Source organism: Sulfurisphaera javensis, assembly GCF_041154675.1.
GTDB lineage: Archaea > Thermoproteota > Thermoprotei_A > Sulfolobales > Sulfolobaceae > Sulfurisphaera > Sulfurisphaera javensis.
Genome location: NZ_AP031322.1, coordinates 1,419,071 through 1,436,227, shown reverse-complemented (window position 1 = coordinate 1,436,227; position 17,157 = coordinate 1,419,071). Strand labels below are relative to the sequence as shown.

The window sequence follows — 17,157 nt, the reverse complement described above, 5'->3', positions numbered from 1 at the left end:
ACAACACCTTATAATATTATGGACTATATCACTTTACTTGAAGAGGAATTAAACACTAACTATAAAGTCGATTCTCCAATTCAGCTTGATCAAGCCTATGTTATAGGTGCAGGTGATTCATACGCTGCTGGTTTAATAGTACAAGAGAAAAGCTACAAGAAAATTATTGTTCTAGATCCTTATGAGGCTCTTGATTTTAATATAGACAAGCCCACAGTTATTTTATCAGTATCTGGAAAAACTAAGTATAATGTAATATTAGCAAAAAGACTGAAAAATAAAGGAGTTAAAGTGATAGTAGTTACAGCTAATCAAGACTCGCCACTAGCAAAAGAAGTTAATGATTTAGTTATATTACCATATAAACCAAAAGCACAATTACCAGGCTTCTTGTCTTTTCTTATGTCTTTATCAGCTTTATATTCTATTTTTAGACTAGAAGAAGATAAGGAAAATCCTAAAGAAATTTTAAACATTAAAGATAATCCTTTCTTCTTAGGGAAAGGAGAAAATTACGGTGTAGCTTATTTTAGTACATTAAAGATGGCCGAAATTTTTGGAAGCCCTTCTAGTTATGAAAAGTTAGAATTATTTGTTCATTCTCCGATATTTTCCACTAGAAATAGACAAATAATAATTTTATCTTCTGGCGATGAAAGAGAAAACAAACTAAAAGAGAAAATTGATTATACTGAGATAGAGAAAACTTCGTGTAGAGGAGCTTTCTGTAATACTAAAGTGATTCTTCTTTCCTTAATCGAAAAAATGAAAAGAGAGAGATGGAATAGAATATATTTCCTCGAAGATAAAAAGATCCTAAATATTAGTTCTGAGATGATATATTGATGAAAGTATTAGATTTAAGGCAAAGTGATACTAAATGCGGAAGTAACTCACCAGCATTAAGTATTATGAGATTCTGGCTTAGTGAAGGAGGAGGTCAGGAAATAGAAATTATAGCATTAAAGGGATTACAAGCTGATCAAGTTGAAATGTGGGCCGAAGCCATGAAAGAAAAAGGAGTTAAGATATTGTCAAAGTCAGATGAAGGAGACAAGATAGTATATAAAGTATATCTTCCATAACTATAGTTTCTTTTATTTATTTTTAAAAAATAAATTAAACAAATAGAATTGTTGTCATTAGAAATTAAAGACCAAAAATAAACGTAAAATATAATTGGATCTATAAGCTAATTAATAATTATGAATTATTTAGTATTAGCAAAGTACACAAGTATAGTTATTCTTCTAGTATCAGTAATAGTTTATGTCTTCGGGGATCCAATAACTAAGTTACTTTCTTACCAAGGACCAGTATTAGGAGGTGGAGTTTTAGGATGGTATACACTTAATTCAGCAAGTAAGGATAAATATGTTGAAGATGAGCAAGGCGAAAGAGTTCCAGTTGTATCTATTGCAATAAGGAAATATGCTATCTTATCATTTGTCTTAAGTTTAGCTCTTGTTATACCTTGGCTAACTCCACTTATGTTTAAAATTGAAGAGGAGAATCAGATCTTATTTGCTGGTTCATTTATATCAATGGCGATTGCTGGATTTATCATGGGTTACTTTATCTCATCATTTAAATTTATAGAGAAAGTTTTGATATATAGCTTGGGTTTTGTAGCGGATATTTTATATTTCTTTATAGTTTATGATGCTGCTAACCTATTCGGTATACCAGAAACTATAATTGTTAACTACATTCTTCTTCTGGTATTTGGATTGAAATTCCCAGAAGGTATATTGTTTGGCCTTTATATAGTAAAAAAAGTAAAGGCAATTTGATGGGAAAAGTTTATATTATAGGTGCTGGACCCGGAGATCCAGATTTAATTACATTAAAAGCTTATAATTTAATTAAAAAGGCTGATGTCATTATTTATGATAGGCTTATTTCTAAAAAATTATTGCAGAATACAAATGCTGAATTAATTTATGTAGGAAAGGAAATAGGAGATTCAGAACTACAAGACTATATAAATAACCTTCTAGTAGAAAAAGCTAAAGTAAAAGATATTGTTGTTCGTTTAAAAGGTGGAGATCCTTACATTTTTGGTAGAGGGGAAGAAGAATGCATTTATGTAATGAGTAATGGAATAGAATGCGAAGTTGTACCTGGGATCACTAGTGCTATTGCTGTCCCTGCTTATGCTGGAATTCCAGTAACTAGTAGATTAGTTTCGGCTTCCAGTTTTACTGTAATCACCGCTACTAGAGCCTATAATAAAATAATTGATAAAGATTACATTCCTAAAAAAGGAACATTAGTTATTCTTATGGGAATACACGTAATTAAAGAGCTCGAAAAAGTCCTACTTTCGATAAGAGATCCTAAAGAGAAGATAGCTATTATTGAAAATGGAACAACAGAAAATCAAAGGGTTTTCATTGGAACTTTAGACCAGTTATCAAAATTAGTAGAAGAAAACAATGTTAAATCCCCGGCTATAATTGTTGTTGGTGATGTTGTTAAACTTAGAGACAGATTATGGAAGTTAACTTAAAATCTTTGTTTAACGGAAGTCTACTTATGAAGGTTAAAGATCCTGTTTGTGGAATGGATGTTGATGACACGACTCCTTATAAGTTTTCATATAAGGGGAAAACGTACTATTTCTGTAGCCCTATGTGTATGGCTGAGTTCAAAAAAAGACCAGAAAAATATATTAAATGAGTTTGTTACCTAATTTCTGTGTACCCGCCAAAGTTTGGATATGTAATTCCAGATAGTTTAAATGAAGCGTTAGAGTTCTTAGAAGAGCATCAAGATGCTAGGCCTTTAGCTGGTGGTCATAGTTTAATACCAATGCTAAAACTAAGATTAATTAGACCATCATATTTAGTAGAAATACGAAGGCTTCAGAATCTTAGTTATATTACAAAAGAGGGAAACGTTTACAAGATCGGAGCTTTAACTACCCACTATCAGATCATGAATTCTTCAATTCCATTATTAAGTGAAACAGCAAGTAAAATTGGAGATCCACAAGTTAGAAACATGGGAACAATTGGTGGAAGTATATCTCATCTTGATCCTTCTGCTGATTATCCTGCAGCTTTAATTGCTATGGATGCAAAAGTCAAAATTACTGGAAGAAAAGGAGAAAGAGTAGTTGATTTTAAATCCTTTGCAAAAGATATGTTTTCTCCAGACATTAATCCGGGAGAATTAGTTACTGAAATTCAAGTACCCTTATTTGAAGGATACAAATTCTCTTATCAAAAATTAGAAAGAAGAGCCGGAGATTTTGCAATAGTAGGAGTGGCTTTGCTCCTTAAACTTTCTGGCGATGTGGTTGATGATGTTAGAATTGGCTTAACCGCTGTTAATAACGTTGCTGTTAGGGCTAAAGGCGCAGAAGAAGAACTTTTGGGAAAAAGATTAACTGACGAAGTAATAGAAAAAGCATCTACCAGAGCCATGGAAAGTGCAAATCCAGCTTCAGATTTAAGAGGTTCTGCTGAATACAAAAAGAAAATGGTAAAAGTTTTAACTAAGAGAGCTATTCTTAACGCATTAAAGAGGTGAAAGAAATGAAAGTGATAAATTCTGATGAAAAAGTTAAAATTACTTTGAAAATTAACGGAGAAAAATATGAGACTGAGGTAGAACCTAGAAGGTTATTAGTTCATGTTCTCAGAGAATTAGGATTCACTGGAGTACATATAGGGTGTGATACTTCGAACTGTGGAGCATGCACAATTATAATGAATGGAAAATCTGTAAAATCTTGTACAGTATTAGCCGTTGAAGCCGATGGAGCTGAGATATTAACAGTTGAAGGATTAGCAAAAGATGGAAAACTTCACCCCATTCAAGAAGCTTTCTGGGAAAACCACGCATTACAATGCGGTTACTGTACGCCAGGGATGATAATGGAGGCTTACTGGTTGTTAAAAGAAAAGCCTAACCCTACGGAGGAAGAAATAAGAGAAGGAATATCTGGGAATCTTTGTAGATGTACTGGTTATCAAAATATTGTGAAAGCAATTAAGGCTGCTGCAGAGAAATTAAGTCAGACTCCGTATCCACATCAATAATGACTTCTTTTCCACATTCGATCAAGCACACGTCATTTCGTTTTTTCAGTATTTCTCTTGCTCCAATATCACCACTTAATGACATTAAATCTCCATAAAGTTTTTTAGAAATAAGTACGGGATTACCTCTAGCGTTTTGATAAACAGGAATAACCGCTGAACAAGATTCTTTAAAACTTGATATTATTTTTTGTATGGTTTCTTTTGTTAACAATGGCATATCTCCTAGCAAAATAAGAATACCATCATAATCTTGAAAAAATCTTACTCCCAATTTTATTGATTCGCTTATACCCAGCATCCATTTAGGATTATAAATCACTATTTCATTTTCTAATAATGGTAATAGTTCATTAGCATACTTTCCTACTATTACGACCCTATCTAAGAAATTAACCGCTTCTATAACCCTAATTAGTATTGGTTTTCCTAAGAATTGCTGAATCAACTTATTTTTTCCAAATCTTTTAGCTTCTCCAGCAGCAAGTATAACAGCACCAATTCTCATAAATATTTGTACTCTAATATAACCTTATGAAGTTTGAAGGAGAAGTACAAGTCCCTATTACTTCTGATAAATTATGGGAATATATTACACAGCCGGAAAAAATAGCTTCTTGCTTTCCTGGTTTAAAGAATTTTTCAAAAGAGGGAGATGAATATAAAGTTGTAGGTACAACTGGTATAGGATTTATAAAGGGGGACTATAAAGCTTCTGTAAAATTCTCTCAAATAGACGATAAGACAAGAACTGTAGGTTTAATTGCAAAGGGAAACGGATTAAATAGTAATGTTGATATTAATGCTACAATTAACGTTTTAGATAATCCAACAAGACTTAAATATACTGCAGATGTGAAGATTAGCGGTATACTAGCTTCTGTAGGAGCTAGATTAATGGATTCTGCTGTTAACAAAATTTTAAATGATCTATTTGAATGTATTAAAACAAAGGCGAGTAGTGAATGAAATTACAAGGAAAAATAAAAATAAATGACATAAGTAAGGCTGAAGATTTTATTTCGAGTTATCATAACTTGTTACGTTGTGTACCTGGAGTAAAAGAAATTGATGGAAATAGGTTTACTGCAAAAAGTAAAATAGGTTTTTTGACTATTGAAACTGATGGCGAAGTAAAGGCCTTTAACAAAGGGGATAATTGGTCAGAAACTGTAATAGAAATTATTGGTGCTGGTGTTAAAGCTATAGTTAGAAGTTTAGTTAAAATTCAAGACCATGAATTAGTCTATGACGTTGACTATGATGTTGACGTTCAAATTCCAGCTTTAAAAAATTTCGTAGAAAAGCAAGTCTCCCAATTAACAAAACAAATTTTAGAATGCACAGCTCAAGCAGTATCTTAATCAATTAACTCAGTTATTATACCAAGTCCTCTTGTTCTTCCTTCTCTAAATACGAATATCTGATCTTTTTCAATATATTCTGGCCTGTATAAGAAGGAAAGGATTACTTCTGAGGAATCTCCTGTTCTTAAATACTTCTTAGAAATCTTTTCAAACTTTACAGCCTGCCTTATAGTATATAAATGTAACGTTGCAACATATCCCTCCCTAATCGTTGTAGGATGATGCAATACAATGACCTTTGCTTTAAATTTCCTATAAGCCTTTGTCTCTCCTTTAACTAAAACCATTCCTTTTCTTAATACATCTTTCTCAACACCTTGAATAGCAAAAGTTGCTATGCTTCCAGGATTTACACTATCAACGAATATTCTATTAAGCTGAATAGACTTAACTTTTACAGGTTTAAATTCACCAAACTTTGTAGGACCTACGTAATAGGTTTCATTTGCTGATATACTTCCCCTTATAACAGAACCTAAGACCACTGTACCAACACCACTAACATTGTATATCTCATCAATATAAACTAAAGGAGGTTGAGAATTATTCATTTTTTCAATTTTATTCTTTGGTGGTAACATGTTAAGGAATTTAACGAGTAAACCTAATCCTTCACCAGTTACATTAGAAACTTTAAATATTGGTACAACTCTTCCCGTCCTCATAGCTAAAATTGCGTTTAGAATGTCTTCTTCTCCTTCCACTTCCATAACTAATCTATTTATACCAGGGATTCTAAGAACATTTTTAATATCGTTAACTATTTCATTAATTCTCTCTTTACCATATTTATCAACTTTAGTTATCACAATAAATATAGGAAAACGTAAAATAGAAGCTACTGCTAAATGTTCTTTTCCCATAGCTGATAAGCCATCATCTGCACCAACAACTAACATAACGTAATTTATTTCATAACCTAATAATCCCTTTAATGTAGTCCTCAAATATCTTTCGTGACCTCCCAAATCAACTAGACGAATTATCTTAGAACTATTTATTGTAACATCTGCTTCATCTAAAGGATCTCTTAAATTCCAATTTACTACCTCACCATTATCTTTTAAGCCTAAAACTCTTAATGTAATAGAAGATGTTCTTCCAGTTATAACTTCATGTACATGCTTAGCAACTAAGGCTCTTAAGGTTCCATTTCCATCATCTAATTTTCCAAAGATAAGAGCACCAGTTAACGTACTTTTACCAGCATTCACATGACCCATAACAGCTATGTTTACCTGAACTGGAATTTTATCCCTATGAATTCTTATTAAGACTTCAGCAATGAACTTTCCTTTCTTAGCTTCAACTTTTCTAACATGAACTATTTTAGCATTTATAATTGAAGCTATTTTAGACAATATCTGTAAGCTTTTATCAAGTTCATTTTCTGTTAAGCCTAAAACCTCTCCATTATCACTTACTCCAATAATGTAAAAGGCTTCACCACCACCTTCTTCAAGTCTATATTTCATTTGAGAAGCTAATTCTTGTAACCTATTTTCATCTTTACTACTGAGGATAAGCTTATACTCTATCTTTCCATCTTCACTTTCTTTAGGATAGTTCATCTCACCACTTTTATCAATTAATAATTTGTACTTGGGTTTAAATTTTATAATTGAGGATAAATGAGTGAACCTAAATTACTTTATGAAGGAAAACATGTTTGCCCAATGTGTCATAAAGAAACCTTAATAATCAGAGAATATGCATATGATGCCCCTAAAGTAGGAAAATTAGAACTTTCTGTTTGGGAATGCGAAAATTGTGGCTTTAGAGTTAGAGATGTAAAACCCATAGAATTTCTTTCCCCAATTAGACTAGAGTACAAAGTGGAAAAAGAAGAGGACTTAAATACTATTATTTATAGATCTGCTTTTGCTAATGTGTTTATTCCAGAATTAGGAGTTGAAATAACAGCTAGCACAGCATATCAGGGTGTATTATCTACCATAGAAGGAATCCTTGAAATCATAATAGATCAAATAGAAGAATGTAATGAAGAAACTTGCAAAGAATTATTTGAAGCCAAGGAAGGAAAAAGAAAATTCACTTTAATAATAGAAGATCCAAGTGGATTAAGCTTTATACAAAGTGACAAAGTAATAATAAAAAAACTTGAGGAATCTATTCAATCTTAACTTCAGTACCTGTCTCTTGTTGTGGCTTCTTTTTCATAACTACTTGAAGTACTCCGTTATTATAAGTTGCTTTAGCACTCTTTTCATCAACGTCAGTCGGAAGCTCAACTTCTTTATAATACTTTCTATCTTCACCTTGTGCTTGAATTATTAACTTATTTCCAGACACTCTTACTTTAATTTGATCTTTATTTACACCAGGCACTTCAGCAATTACTCTTACTTCATCGTTCTTCTCTATAACATCTACTAATGGTTCTCTTTCTTCACTTATTATCGGTTGTCCTTTAAAATTCTTAACATTGCCAAATTCCTCAATCTTAGGTTTACCATCTGGACCTACAGTAATTCTAAAGCCATAAACATAAGGTCCATAAACTTTTGCTCCTTCTTCTTTCCCGAGCCTCATAAATTCTTTTTCAAACCTTTCAAATTCTTCTTCTATCTCTCTAAATAACTCATCAAATAAATCAAATGGATCTCTATACTTCTTGGACATTGTAGATCCCATAAATAATTATGAATTAGTGGTTAAAAAATCAATTATTCTCTTGGTTGGACCAACTCTAATAAAACTCCCATCACGCTTTTTGGATGGACAAAAGCAACTAAATGACCTCTCGCTCCGGGTCTAGGCTTTTTATCAACTAATTGAATACCTTGCGATTCTAATTCTTTAAGTGAAGCTTCGATATTTTCTACTCTTACAGCCAAATGATGTAATCCTTGCCCCCTATTTTTTATAAACTTCGCCACAGTGTTATTCATATCTTCATGATTTATTGGCTCAAGTAGTTCAATTGCTGTCTCACCATCTTTTCCAGTTAAAAATGCTACCTTTAATCCTCTGTCTTCCAACGTTTCTCTATGTACAAGCTTCATGCCTAATTTCTCTGTATAAAACTTTATTGCTTCTTCTATGTTTTCAACAGCTATACCTATATGATCAATATTTTGTGTCTCCATCAATTATATTTTTACATTTTTGACTTAAAAGTTTGTTTAAAAAAGCAAAAGTTTTAAGTGTTTAAACCTATATAAATACGGGGCTTAGCTTGGATATAGAGGATAAAATTAAAGACAGTTATCAACAATGGGAAGAAAAAGTATTAAAACCATGGTTGAGCAAGAGAGCAGAGAGGAAACAGACTTTTACCACCCCCTCTGGTATTGAAGTAAAAAGATTGTATACTCCTCTTGACCTTAGAGGATCGTATGAAGAGAAGATAGGATACCCCGGTCAGTATCCATTCACAAGAGGAATTTACCCTACAATGTATAGGGGAAGATTATGGACAATTAGACAATATGCTGGTTTTGGATCAGCAGAAGATACAAATGATAGATTTAGAAAATTATTACAAGCTGGTCAGACTGGTTTAAGTATGGCTTTTGACCTACCTACACAATTAGGACTAGATCCAGATCACATATTAGCATTTACAGAAGTAGGTGTTGTTGGAGTTTCGATGTTTCATTGGAAAGAGATGGACATTGTAATGAACGGAATTCCATTAGACAAAGTAACAACTTCAATGACAATAAATGCAACAGCAATTGAATTACTCTCAATGTATGTGGCCACAGCAGAATCTAGAGGAATAGATAGAAAAGTCCTAGATGGTACAGTACAAAACGATATTCTTAAAGAATATATTGCAAGAAAGAACTTTATTTATCCACCAGAACCATCAATGAGATATGCTATTGACTTAATTGAGTATTCTGCAAAGAATATTCCTAAATGGTACCCAATTAGTATTAGCGGTTACCACATAAGAGAAGCCGGTGCTGATGCAGTATTAGAAGTAGCATTTACATTAGCAGACGGAATAGAATACGTTAGGAAGACAATGGAAAGGGGAATTCCAGTTGACGATTTTGCTCCAAAACTCTCTTTCTTCTTTGCTGGTTATACTAACATATTTGAAGAAGTAGCAAAGTTTAGAGCAGCAAGAAGAATGTGGGCAAAGATTATGAAAGAGTGGTTTGGAGCAAAGAAGCAAGAGTCTATGATGCTTAGATTTCATACACAAACTGGTGGGGCAGAGTTAACAGCTCAACAACCAGAAATAAACATAATAAGAACTACATTACAAGCTTTAGCTGCAGTCTTAGGAGGAACTCAGAGCTTGCACGTAAATTCTTATGATGAAGCTTTAGCTTTACCAAGTGAGAAAGCTGCAAAGATTGCAATAAGGGTTCAACAAATAATAGCTTATGAAAGTGGTGCAGCAGACACTATTGACCCCTTGGCTGGCTCATATTTCATTGAAGCATTAACAGATGAAATTGAAGATAAAGCATGGAAGATAATTGAAAAAATTGAAAATATGGGAGGAATGATGAAAGCAATAGAAAAAGGCTATCCGCAGGCTGAAATTGCTGAAAGTGCTTACAGACTTCAAAAGAAGATTGAAAGCGGAGACATGGTTAAAGTTGGGGTAAATATGTTCTATGAACCAGATTGGATTGGAACAACAGAAGTATTCAGAGTAAACCCAGAAGTTAGAAATAGGGTGATAGAACGTTTAAAGAAGTATAGGAGTGAAAGAGATGAGATAAAGTGGAGAGACTCCCTAAATGCATTAAGAAAAGCTGCCGAAAAAGAAAATGAAAACTTATTCCCATACATACTAAATGCAATTAAAGCTGGGGCTACTGTTGGAGAAATCAGTGGAACTCTAAGAGAAATATGGGGAGAGTATAAAGAACCAGCTATCTTTTAAGTTTACTTAAAATTTCTAGATATTTCTCTTTTTTATCAACTGGTGCTTGACTATTTTCTCTAACTACTTCCCATTTATCCCATGGGAATATTATCCATTTATCTAAGATCTTATAATAATAATCAGGATATTTTCTAGACCAAGGTTTTACGTATACAGTTGCTAATCTTACAAGAGAAGGATTATACATAGTTATAATGTTACTAACAGCATCTAACGTTTCACCAGTATCAGCTACATCATCAATTATAAGAACCTTTTTATTCTCTATATTATCAACATAAACTGCTTTTATCACTGGTTTTCTCTCTCTTGATTCAATTCCTTTATAGAATTTTATATCAATATACTTTATGTTTCTGACTCCTAAAGCATCAGCAATTAACTTTGCTGGAATAACACCACCAGTAAGTACTGCTATAATAGCATCTGGAATGAAATTATCATTAACCATCTTCTCTACTATATAAAGTATCCCTTCCTCTATTTCCTCCCATTTTGGTATAAAATATTCAACCATTTATTACCACCATTGGAATATACATTTCATCTTCAGATAAACCACCATGGTGACCTTTTAATTTTGCGTAGTCATCAGTTTGGTCTCTAAAGGAATAAATATAAGCCTTATTATCTAGGGGAACAGCTATATAATCAGCATTTATCTTATCTCCTCCTACTAACTTTTCGAAATCATTTTTATCAAATACTTTTAGTTCTGGATATTTATGATAAAGATAAGTTTTTAGCTCGTATTTAGTTAAGAAAAACAAAGCCCTCGAATCACCATATGGTGGAAGATATAGCATATCCAGTAGTTCAGAATCATTGTTTAGTAAAACGTGAGAAGATACATCGACATGACCGTGATCTGCAACTATTATAAAAGTGTAATCCTTGTGACTATAAGCTATTTGCCTTACTCCTTCAAATATATCTCTGATAGCTTGCTTAACTGGAATGCTTGAAGGACCATATTTATGGGCTAAGGTATCGATATCTGGTAAGTAAAAATATACAAAATCATAATCAGTCAAAATGTTTGAGAATTCGTAAAGTGCGTCCCAGTAAGTAGAGTATATCTTTGTTGTGCTAACTTTTCCATGTGTAGCCATTGTAAATTCAGTGTTTTCAATTCCTTTAGGGACCACAGATGCTGTCTTTTTATCTTTAACTTCAGAAAGATAGCTCTTAACTGATGGAAAAGCATTTGAAAACTTAATATTTTCACTAACAGCATCTCGATCTCCTATTGCTGGGTAAGTGTACTTTAAAGCATTAGCTATTCCTCCTAACCTCTTTGAAAAAGTATTATAACCAAGTATTCCATGCTCCGCTGGGAGTAAGGCTGTAAATAAAGTAGTTATAACTGTTGATGTCGTTGAGGGAAATACTGTAGTTATCTTATTCTCTACTTCATAGCCGACACTCCTAAGCATATTGTATCCTAGCCCATCTAGAAGTACTAAAGCTAATTTTTTACCAGCAATATTTATTTTATTCCCCTTGCATTCTCTCTTTACACCAAGGAAATCAGCAATTCCACAAGCTAAATTATAAATACTATTTCCATTATAATCTGGGTAAGTTATACTCATACCACTAAAGTTTTATTTAAGTTAATTAAGTTATCCTAAATGAATCCAACTGAAATGTTACTGGTTTTCGCGTATACAGCAATTGCAATATCAGTATTAGGGGCAATACTAGCAATAGTGTTTAGAATTAGAAGAGGTGAATAAAATTTACGATGTTATAATTATAGGTGGAGGACATAACGGATTAGTTACTGCTTCATATTTAGCAAAAGAAGGACTAAAAGTCGCTGTATTCGAGAGAAGGCACATAATTGGAGGAGCTGCTGTAACTGAAGAACTATGGCCAGGGATAAAAGTTTCTACTGCCTCTTATGTTTTTAGTCTATTTAGGAAAAAAATTATTGATGATCTAAAGCTATACAATTTTGGTCTTAAAGTATATTTAAAAGATCCAGGTTTGTTTGTTCCATTCGGAAATGGGAAAAGCATAACTATTTGGACCTCAGTGAAGAAAACACAAAAAGAGATTGAAAAATTTTCTAAAAAAGACGCTATAGCTTATGAAAGATTTTCTAAGATATTAGATACTTTTTCTGATATTGCTGATTTTCTAATATTAAATAGACCTTTAAGTTTTAGTGAAGTAGAGGAGCTTTTCAAGGTCTTCAGAGGATTAAACATAGATGAAAATACTGCGCTTACAATTGCTAGAATGTTCTTCCAAGATGGTAGATCATTCCTTGATGAATTTTTTGAAAGTGAAGAAGTTAAATCAGCATTAATTGAAGATGCTGTAGTAGGTACTTATGCTTCTCCTTCAACCCCTGGAACTGCATATGTTTTGCTTCATCACAATTTTGGAGAGATCAATGGTATAAAGGGAGCTTGGGGTTATGTAGAAGGAGGAATGGGTAGTGTATCAAATGCATTAAGGAAAGTAGCTGAATATTACAGTGCTGAAATATTTACAAATTCTGAAGTTGATGAGATTATAGTGAAGAATAATGAGGCTAAAGGCATTAAATTAAAAAATGGAAAAGTTATTGAAAGTAAAATTGTCGTATCTAATGCTGATCCAAAAACGACTTTCCTGAAATTACTTAAAAATGTAGAATTGGAAGAAGAGTTTATAAAGAAAATAAAATCATTAAAAACTACTGGTGTTTCATTTAAAATTAATGGATATCTTGAAGAATTACCGGATTTTGGCTATGGAACTTCTTTAAGACCAGAGCATATTGCCTCGGAGTTAATAATTCCCAACGTAGATTATGTTGAAAAGGCTTATATAGATTCAAAAGTTTTTGGTTATTCTAAAGAACCTTGGCTATCAATAAATATTCCATCTACTGTAGATCCAACTTTAGCTCCTCAGGGGAAATTTGTTTTTACGATCTTTGGACAATACGTTCCTTATAGTAGTGACCTAGACAATTTAAAAGATAAAATTGCTGAAATCACAATTGAAAAAGTAAGAGAATACGCGCCTAACTTTAAGCCAATTAAGTATGAAATACTTACTCCTTTAGATATCGAAAGAAGATTTGGAATTTGGGGAGGCAACATTTTCCACCTTGATATGACTCCAGATCAATTATACTTCTTTAGGCCAATAATCGGGTATTCAGACTATAGAACACCTATAAAGAACTTATATCTATGCGGATCTGGAACTCATCCAGGAGGAGGCGTTACTGGAGCTCCTGGTTATAATGCAGCAAAGGAGATTTTGAAAGACATTAAACATTAACTATAATTTAAATATTTGCAAATCCATAATGTTTTTTGAACATGGGATTTACTCAAATTATTCCATTAATAGAGGTATTAGGTGCATTAGGAGTAACAATAACGCTTTTAGTCTTACTGTTTAGAAAACAAACTCAGAAATTTATTTTATCAGATAAGGCATTACAAATACAACAAAAATCTCAAAAGAAAAAAGAAGAAGTAAAAGAGAAAATAACATGGGACATGATAGGTGGATATGAAGATGTAAAGAAAGAAATAAAAGAATACATAGAACTACCTTTAAAATATAAAGATGTAGCAAGAAAATATGGACTACGTCCTCCTAAAGGAATATTGCTTTTCGGCCCTCCTGGTTGTGGAAAGAGCTTAATGATGAGAGCATTGGCAAATGAAGCCAAGATAAATTTCATTTATGTTAATGTTAGTGATATTATGAGCAAATGGTATGGAGAAAGTGAAGCTAGACTGAGAGAACTATTCGCTAATGCAAGAAAAAATGCTCCTTGTATCTTATTCTTTGACGAAATAGACACTATAGGTGTTAAAAGAGAAAGCCATACTGGGGATTCAGTAACTCCAAGACTACTATCTTTGATGCTTTCCGAAATAGATGGACTGCAAAGCGAAGAAGGAGTTATTATTGTGGGTTCGACAAATGTTCCACAACTTTTAGATAAAGCGCTACTAAGAGCTGGACGTTTTGATAAGTTAATTTATATAGGTGTACCAGATAAAAAATCTAGAAAAGAAATCTTCCAAATTCATTGTAAGAATATGCCATTAGCTGATGATGTTGACTTTGATAAGCTTGCTGAAATGACAGAAAGATTTACTGGGGCTGATATAGCAAATGTATGTCAAGAAGTAGCTAGATTAGCTGCAGTTGAGTCACTAGAAAAAGGTATTGAAAGAAAAATAACTATGCAAGATTTTACGACTATAATTAAGAGATATAAGCCTAGTGTAACTTTGCAAATGTTAGATGAGTACGAAAAATTCAGATTAGATTATGAAAGAAAGTTTAGAGGACCAGAGATACCGGAGTCAGATGATGTTGAAAAAATAACCTTAGATGATATTGGAGGTTATAATGAGATAAAGAAAGAATTATACGATTTATTAGAAATGCAATTTAAATATTATCATTTAATGGAACAGATGAAAATACCATCAATTAGAGGAATCTTGCTTTATGGTCCTCCAGGTGTAGGAAAAACTATGATGGCTAAGGCATTAGCTAAAACTTTAGGGGTAAAGTTAATAATGCTAAGCGGAGCCGAAATTTTATATAAAGGATATGAAGGCGCAGTTGCCGCTGTAAAAGAGGTTTTTAATAGAGCAAGAGAAAATAAACCGTCGATTTTATTACTTGATGAATTAGATGCTATTGCACCTAAGCGTGAAAACCAAAAGTCTGAAGCAGCAAAAATTGTAAACCAATTGCTAACAGAAATGGATGGCATTAGAAGCCTAAAGGAAGTAGTAGTAATAGGAACTACTAATAGACTTGAAGATATTGATCCTGCATTAAAAAGACCTGGAAGATTTGACAGAATAATATTTATGCCATTACCTAATAAGGAAGAAAGAAAAGATATATTTGAAAAATATCTTGGGAAAGATATTTGCGAACAAGTTAATTGTGAGAAACTAGCTGAAATAACTGAAGGATATAGTGGGGCTGATATAGCAGCAGTAACTAGAGAAGCTAAGATGAAAGTATTAAAAGAAATAATAAGGGGAAATAAAGATAGAAAACTAACTTATGAAGACTTGATTGAAGCTATAGCAAAAATTAAGCCTTCTGTAAAGTCTGAGACATCAAATTCAACAGATTCTGATCAGAAGAGAGTATAACTTCTTGGATTTGTTCCACGTTTTTTATTCCTACTTTTAGTTCTTCTAATTTAGAATTAAGTGGAATAATACCTAATCTTTTACAAAAGTTTGATGAAGCAGCTATGTCTACATTTCTAAGTTTTCCTCTAACATCAAAATACATTGAAGCTTTACCAGTGCATACCAAAATCATATCTAACGAAGCACTACCTAAACTTCTTATCTTATAATCAGCATTTAATTTATCAAGAAAGTTTTTAATTAAAGGTAGTTTAGATCTAGAAAAGTAAGCTAACAATAGTAACTTTTCAGGAGGTTTTATTTTTTCACTCACCTTTAATTCATCAATATATGCAAAATTATCATCATAAGAATAGATTTTATTTGTAAAAATGTTACCAACAACTCCGCTTAAAGAGGATAATAAATTATTCTCCTCTCTTCTATAAATAGCAATAGAAACGGAAGACCATGGAATACCAGATAGATAATTTGTGCTTCCATCTAAAGGATCAATAACTGCTATATACTCATAATTTCCCTTATTAATAACACCAGCTTCTTCAGAAACAAACATGAATTTATAACCTGAATGTTCAAGCCTATCAAATATAAGTTCTTCAGATTTCTTATCAATGACCCTAGTCACATCGTTTTCATGTTTTCCTATAATTTTATCTATTCCTTGCTTATCCTTTTCCTCATATAAAAATGATATTACCTCTCTAGCAATTTTTGTTAAGACTTCTCTCATCACTTTTTCCTCTTCTTTTCAGTTAGGTAATTGAAAGCACTATGAGCAGCTACAGCACCTTGTGCTGCAGAAGTGATAATCTGTCTAAATCCTAGCCACATCCCAGTACAGTCACCAGCTGCATAAACGCCATCAATATTTGTTCTCATCCACTCATCAACCTTAATATATCCGTGAGAATCTACTTCTAATCCATTTTGTCTAGCAAAATCAGTTGGTGGATCAAATCCAATTTCTACAAATACTCCATTAACATCTAATTCTTTAATTTCTCCTGTTTTATTATTTTGTATAATTACTTTCCTAACTATTTTATCTCCTTTTATTTCTTTTACTACCGAGTTGAGAATTATTTCAACATTAGACTTTTGTTTTACACTTTCAACATAAATAGGTTGAGCCTTAAATTCATCCCTTCTATGAACTAAATAAACTTTTGTAGCATAACGTGATAAAATTTCAGCACCTTCTAGTGCTGAATCTCCTCCTCCAACTACAACTACTGGTCTATTTTTAAATAGAGGTGCATCACATACTGAACAATAAGATACACCTTTTCCAGTAAATTCTACTTCGCCAGGAACGTTTAATTTCCTTCTTTTAACGCCAACAGCTACAATAATTGCATCTGCTTTAAATTCACCTCTTCTTTTAGTTTTTACTACGAATTCATTTCCATCTTTTCTAAAGCTTTCAACAGTATCCATTATTGCAGGAACATTGTATTTTTCAATGTGTTTATTAAAGAGCTTTATCATATCAGCAGCTTGTATTCCAATTAACCCTAAGTAATCATCAACTTCTCCAGCCTCAGTTAATTGTCCACCTGGCGTTTCTCCAATAACTAAAGTCTTTAACATGAATCTTGCACTATATAATGCTGCACTGTACGCAGCTGGCCCCATACCTATTATAATGACGTCAAACTTCTCTCCAGGCTTTACATCAAACGCCCTAGGTAAAAGACTCATCAGTAAATATATAA

General features: G+C 32.6%; 21 protein-coding genes. 13 read left to right on the top strand and 8 right to left on the bottom strand.

Annotated elements, in window-relative coordinates:
- Positions 1-18: 18 nt before the first annotated feature.
- From ACAM25_RS08020 to cutC, 7 genes are all read left to right on the top strand, one after another.
- Positions 19-846 (top strand): SIS domain-containing protein, encoded by an 828-nt coding sequence (locus ACAM25_RS08020; RefSeq protein ID WP_369609214.1) that lies wholly within the window; start codon positions 19-21, stop codon positions 844-846.
- Complete coding sequence (locus ACAM25_RS08015; protein ID WP_369609213.1) at positions 846-1,085, top strand: hypothetical protein; 240 nt, start codon at positions 846-848, stop codon at positions 1,083-1,085. The genes ACAM25_RS08020 and ACAM25_RS08015 overlap by 1 nt, the downstream gene beginning before the upstream one ends.
- Before the next feature lie 120 nt (positions 1,086-1,205).
- Positions 1,206-1,793: a hypothetical protein gene (locus tag ACAM25_RS08010; RefSeq protein ID WP_369609212.1), complete on the top strand. Its 588-nt coding sequence runs from the start codon at positions 1,206-1,208 to the stop codon at positions 1,791-1,793.
- A complete protein-coding gene (gene cobA, locus ACAM25_RS08005) occupies positions 1,790-2,512 on the top strand; it encodes a uroporphyrinogen-III C-methyltransferase (protein WP_369609211.1) in 723 nt (240 codons plus the stop codon). Before ACAM25_RS08010 ends, cobA begins: the two co-directional genes overlap by 4 nt.
- 26 nt (positions 2,513-2,538) lie before the next feature.
- Positions 2,539-2,682 (top strand): YHS domain-containing protein, encoded by a 144-nt coding sequence (locus ACAM25_RS08000; RefSeq protein ID WP_369611640.1) that lies wholly within the window; start codon positions 2,539-2,541, stop codon positions 2,680-2,682.
- Positions 2,683-2,700: 18 nt separating this feature from the next.
- Positions 2,701-3,537: a glyceraldehyde dehydrogenase subunit beta gene (gene cutB / locus ACAM25_RS07995; protein WP_369609210.1), complete on the top strand. Its 837-nt coding sequence runs from the start codon at positions 2,701-2,703 to the stop codon at positions 3,535-3,537.
- A gap of 5 nt (positions 3,538-3,542) precedes the next feature.
- Complete coding sequence (gene cutC, locus ACAM25_RS07990) at positions 3,543-4,049, top strand: glyceraldehyde dehydrogenase subunit gamma (protein ID WP_369609209.1); 507 nt, start codon at positions 3,543-3,545, stop codon at positions 4,047-4,049.
- Here cutC and ACAM25_RS07985 read toward each other — a convergent pair.
- Positions 4,000-4,557 (bottom strand): NTP transferase domain-containing protein, encoded by a 558-nt coding sequence (locus ACAM25_RS07985; RefSeq protein WP_369609208.1) that lies wholly within the window; start codon positions 4,555-4,557, stop codon positions 4,000-4,002. The two genes, cutC and ACAM25_RS07985, sit on opposite strands and share 50 nt — an antisense overlap.
- 26 nt (positions 4,558-4,583) lie before the next feature.
- On the opposite strand from ACAM25_RS07985, the gene ACAM25_RS07980 reads away from it, so the two are divergent.
- Positions 4,584-5,018, top strand: coding sequence for a CoxG family protein (locus ACAM25_RS07980; RefSeq protein ID WP_369609207.1), 435 nt, complete (start codon positions 4,584-4,586; stop codon positions 5,016-5,018).
- A complete protein-coding gene (locus ACAM25_RS07975) occupies positions 5,015-5,413 on the top strand; it encodes an SRPBCC domain-containing protein (protein WP_369609206.1) in 399 nt (132 codons plus the stop codon). The genes ACAM25_RS07980 and ACAM25_RS07975 overlap by 4 nt, the downstream gene beginning before the upstream one ends.
- On the opposite strand, the gene ACAM25_RS07970 is transcribed toward ACAM25_RS07975, so the two are convergent.
- Positions 5,410-6,987 (bottom strand): GTPBP1 family GTP-binding protein, encoded by a 1,578-nt coding sequence (locus ACAM25_RS07970; RefSeq protein ID WP_369609205.1) that lies wholly within the window; start codon positions 6,985-6,987, stop codon positions 5,410-5,412. The two genes, ACAM25_RS07975 and ACAM25_RS07970, sit on opposite strands and share 4 nt — an antisense overlap.
- 60 nt (positions 6,988-7,047) lie before the next feature.
- Between ACAM25_RS07970 and ACAM25_RS07965 the strand changes: the two genes are divergently transcribed.
- Complete coding sequence (locus tag ACAM25_RS07965) at positions 7,048-7,560, top strand: ZPR1 zinc finger domain-containing protein (protein ID WP_369609204.1); 513 nt, start codon at positions 7,048-7,050, stop codon at positions 7,558-7,560.
- Here ACAM25_RS07965 and hsp20 read toward each other — a convergent pair.
- Both hsp20 and mce read right to left on the bottom strand, forming a co-directional pair.
- Positions 7,547-8,059, bottom strand: a complete 513-nt coding sequence (hsp20, locus tag ACAM25_RS07960; RefSeq protein WP_369609203.1) for an archaeal heat shock protein Hsp20 — start codon at positions 8,057-8,059, stop codon at positions 7,547-7,549. The two genes, ACAM25_RS07965 and hsp20, sit on opposite strands and share 14 nt — an antisense overlap.
- Before the next feature lie 44 nt (positions 8,060-8,103).
- Positions 8,104-8,526 (bottom strand): methylmalonyl-CoA epimerase, encoded by a 423-nt coding sequence (gene mce, locus ACAM25_RS07955; RefSeq protein ID WP_369609202.1) that lies wholly within the window; start codon positions 8,524-8,526, stop codon positions 8,104-8,106.
- An 89-nt stretch (positions 8,527-8,615) separates the two neighbouring features.
- Here mce and ACAM25_RS07950 point away from each other — a divergent pair, with 89 nt between their 5' ends.
- Positions 8,616-10,289, top strand: a complete 1,674-nt coding sequence (locus ACAM25_RS07950; RefSeq protein ID WP_369609201.1) for a methylmalonyl-CoA mutase — start codon at positions 8,616-8,618, stop codon at positions 10,287-10,289.
- Here the strand turns inward: ACAM25_RS07950 and ACAM25_RS07945 are convergent.
- Together ACAM25_RS07945 and ACAM25_RS07940 are read right to left on the bottom strand one after the other, a co-directional pair.
- The gene (locus ACAM25_RS07945) at positions 10,279-10,809 is read right to left on the bottom strand and encodes a phosphoribosyltransferase (RefSeq protein ID WP_369609200.1); all 531 of its coding nucleotides are present in this window, start codon (positions 10,807-10,809) and stop codon (positions 10,279-10,281) included. The genes ACAM25_RS07950 and ACAM25_RS07945 overlap by 11 nt on opposite strands.
- Positions 10,802-11,887 carry an alkaline phosphatase family protein gene (locus tag ACAM25_RS07940; protein ID WP_369609199.1) on the bottom strand — a complete coding sequence of 362 codons (1,086 nt, stop codon included), beginning with the start codon at positions 11,885-11,887 and terminating at the stop codon, positions 10,802-10,804. The genes ACAM25_RS07945 and ACAM25_RS07940 overlap by 8 nt, the downstream gene beginning before the upstream one ends.
- Positions 11,888-12,032: 145 nt before the next feature.
- Here ACAM25_RS07940 and ACAM25_RS07935 point away from each other — a divergent pair, with 145 nt between their 5' ends.
- Positions 12,033-13,577 (top strand): phytoene desaturase family protein, encoded by a 1,545-nt coding sequence (locus ACAM25_RS07935; protein ID WP_369611639.1) that lies wholly within the window; start codon positions 12,033-12,035, stop codon positions 13,575-13,577.
- A 41-nt stretch (positions 13,578-13,618) separates the two neighbouring features.
- Positions 13,619-15,436 carry an AAA family ATPase gene (locus ACAM25_RS07930; protein ID WP_369609198.1) on the top strand — a complete coding sequence of 606 codons (1,818 nt, stop codon included), beginning with the start codon at positions 13,619-13,621 and terminating at the stop codon, positions 15,434-15,436.
- On the opposite strand, the gene ACAM25_RS07925 is transcribed toward ACAM25_RS07930, so the two are convergent.
- Positions 15,375-16,172 (bottom strand): inositol monophosphatase family protein, encoded by a 798-nt coding sequence (locus ACAM25_RS07925; RefSeq protein ID WP_369609197.1) that lies wholly within the window; start codon positions 16,170-16,172, stop codon positions 15,375-15,377. The genes ACAM25_RS07930 and ACAM25_RS07925 overlap by 62 nt on opposite strands.
- Positions 16,172-17,143, bottom strand: a complete 972-nt coding sequence (gene trxB / locus ACAM25_RS07920; RefSeq protein WP_369609196.1) for a thioredoxin-disulfide reductase — start codon at positions 17,141-17,143, stop codon at positions 16,172-16,174. Before trxB ends, ACAM25_RS07925 begins: the two co-directional genes overlap by 1 nt.
- Positions 17,144-17,157 lie beyond the last annotated feature (14 nt).

What these genes read in the sequence shown, in the direction of transcription:
- ACAM25_RS08000 (WP_369611640.1), top strand. Translation starts at nt 2,539, where the DNA reads ATGAAGGTTAAAGATCCTGTTTGTGGAATGGATGTTGATGACACGACT.
- cutC (WP_369609209.1), top strand. Translation starts at nt 3,543, where the DNA reads ATGAAAGTGATAAATTCTGATGAAAAAGTTAAAATTACTTTGAAAATT.
- ACAM25_RS07980 (WP_369609207.1), top strand. Translation starts at nt 4,584, where the DNA reads ATGAAGTTTGAAGGAGAAGTACAAGTCCCTATTACTTCTGATAAATTA.
- ACAM25_RS07930 (WP_369609198.1), top strand. Translation starts at nt 13,619, where the DNA reads ATGGGATTTACTCAAATTATTCCATTAATAGAGGTATTAGGTGCATTA.
- ACAM25_RS07925 (WP_369609197.1), bottom strand. Translation starts at nt 16,172, where the DNA reads ATGAGAGAAGTCTTAACAAAAATTGCTAGAGAGGTAATATCATTTTTA.
- ACAM25_RS08010 (WP_369609212.1), top strand. Translation starts at nt 1,206, where the DNA reads ATGAATTATTTAGTATTAGCAAAGTACACAAGTATAGTTATTCTTCTA.
- ACAM25_RS07970 (WP_369609205.1), bottom strand. Translation starts at nt 6,987, where the DNA reads ATGAACTATCCTAAAGAAAGTGAAGATGGAAAGATAGAGTATAAGCTT.
- ACAM25_RS08015 (WP_369609213.1), top strand. Translation starts at nt 846, where the DNA reads ATGAAAGTATTAGATTTAAGGCAAAGTGATACTAAATGCGGAAGTAAC.
- ACAM25_RS07985 (WP_369609208.1), bottom strand. Translation starts at nt 4,557, where the DNA reads ATGAGAATTGGTGCTGTTATACTTGCTGCTGGAGAAGCTAAAAGATTT.
- hsp20 (WP_369609203.1), bottom strand. Translation starts at nt 8,059, where the DNA reads ATGTCCAAGAAGTATAGAGATCCATTTGATTTATTTGATGAGTTATTT.
- ACAM25_RS08020 (WP_369609214.1), top strand. Translation starts at nt 19, where the DNA reads ATGGACTATATCACTTTACTTGAAGAGGAATTAAACACTAACTATAAA.
- ACAM25_RS07975 (WP_369609206.1), top strand. Translation starts at nt 5,015, where the DNA reads ATGAAATTACAAGGAAAAATAAAAATAAATGACATAAGTAAGGCTGAA.
- ACAM25_RS07940 (WP_369609199.1), bottom strand. Translation starts at nt 11,887, where the DNA reads ATGAGTATAACTTACCCAGATTATAATGGAAATAGTATTTATAATTTA.
- mce (WP_369609202.1), bottom strand. Translation starts at nt 8,526, where the DNA reads ATGGAGACACAAAATATTGATCATATAGGTATAGCTGTTGAAAACATA.
- trxB (WP_369609196.1), bottom strand. Translation starts at nt 17,143, where the DNA reads ATGAGTCTTTTACCTAGGGCGTTTGATGTAAAGCCTGGAGAGAAGTTT.
- ACAM25_RS07965 (WP_369609204.1), top strand. Translation starts at nt 7,048, where the DNA reads ATGAGTGAACCTAAATTACTTTATGAAGGAAAACATGTTTGCCCAATG.
- ACAM25_RS07945 (WP_369609200.1), bottom strand. Translation starts at nt 10,809, where the DNA reads ATGGTTGAATATTTTATACCAAAATGGGAGGAAATAGAGGAAGGGATA.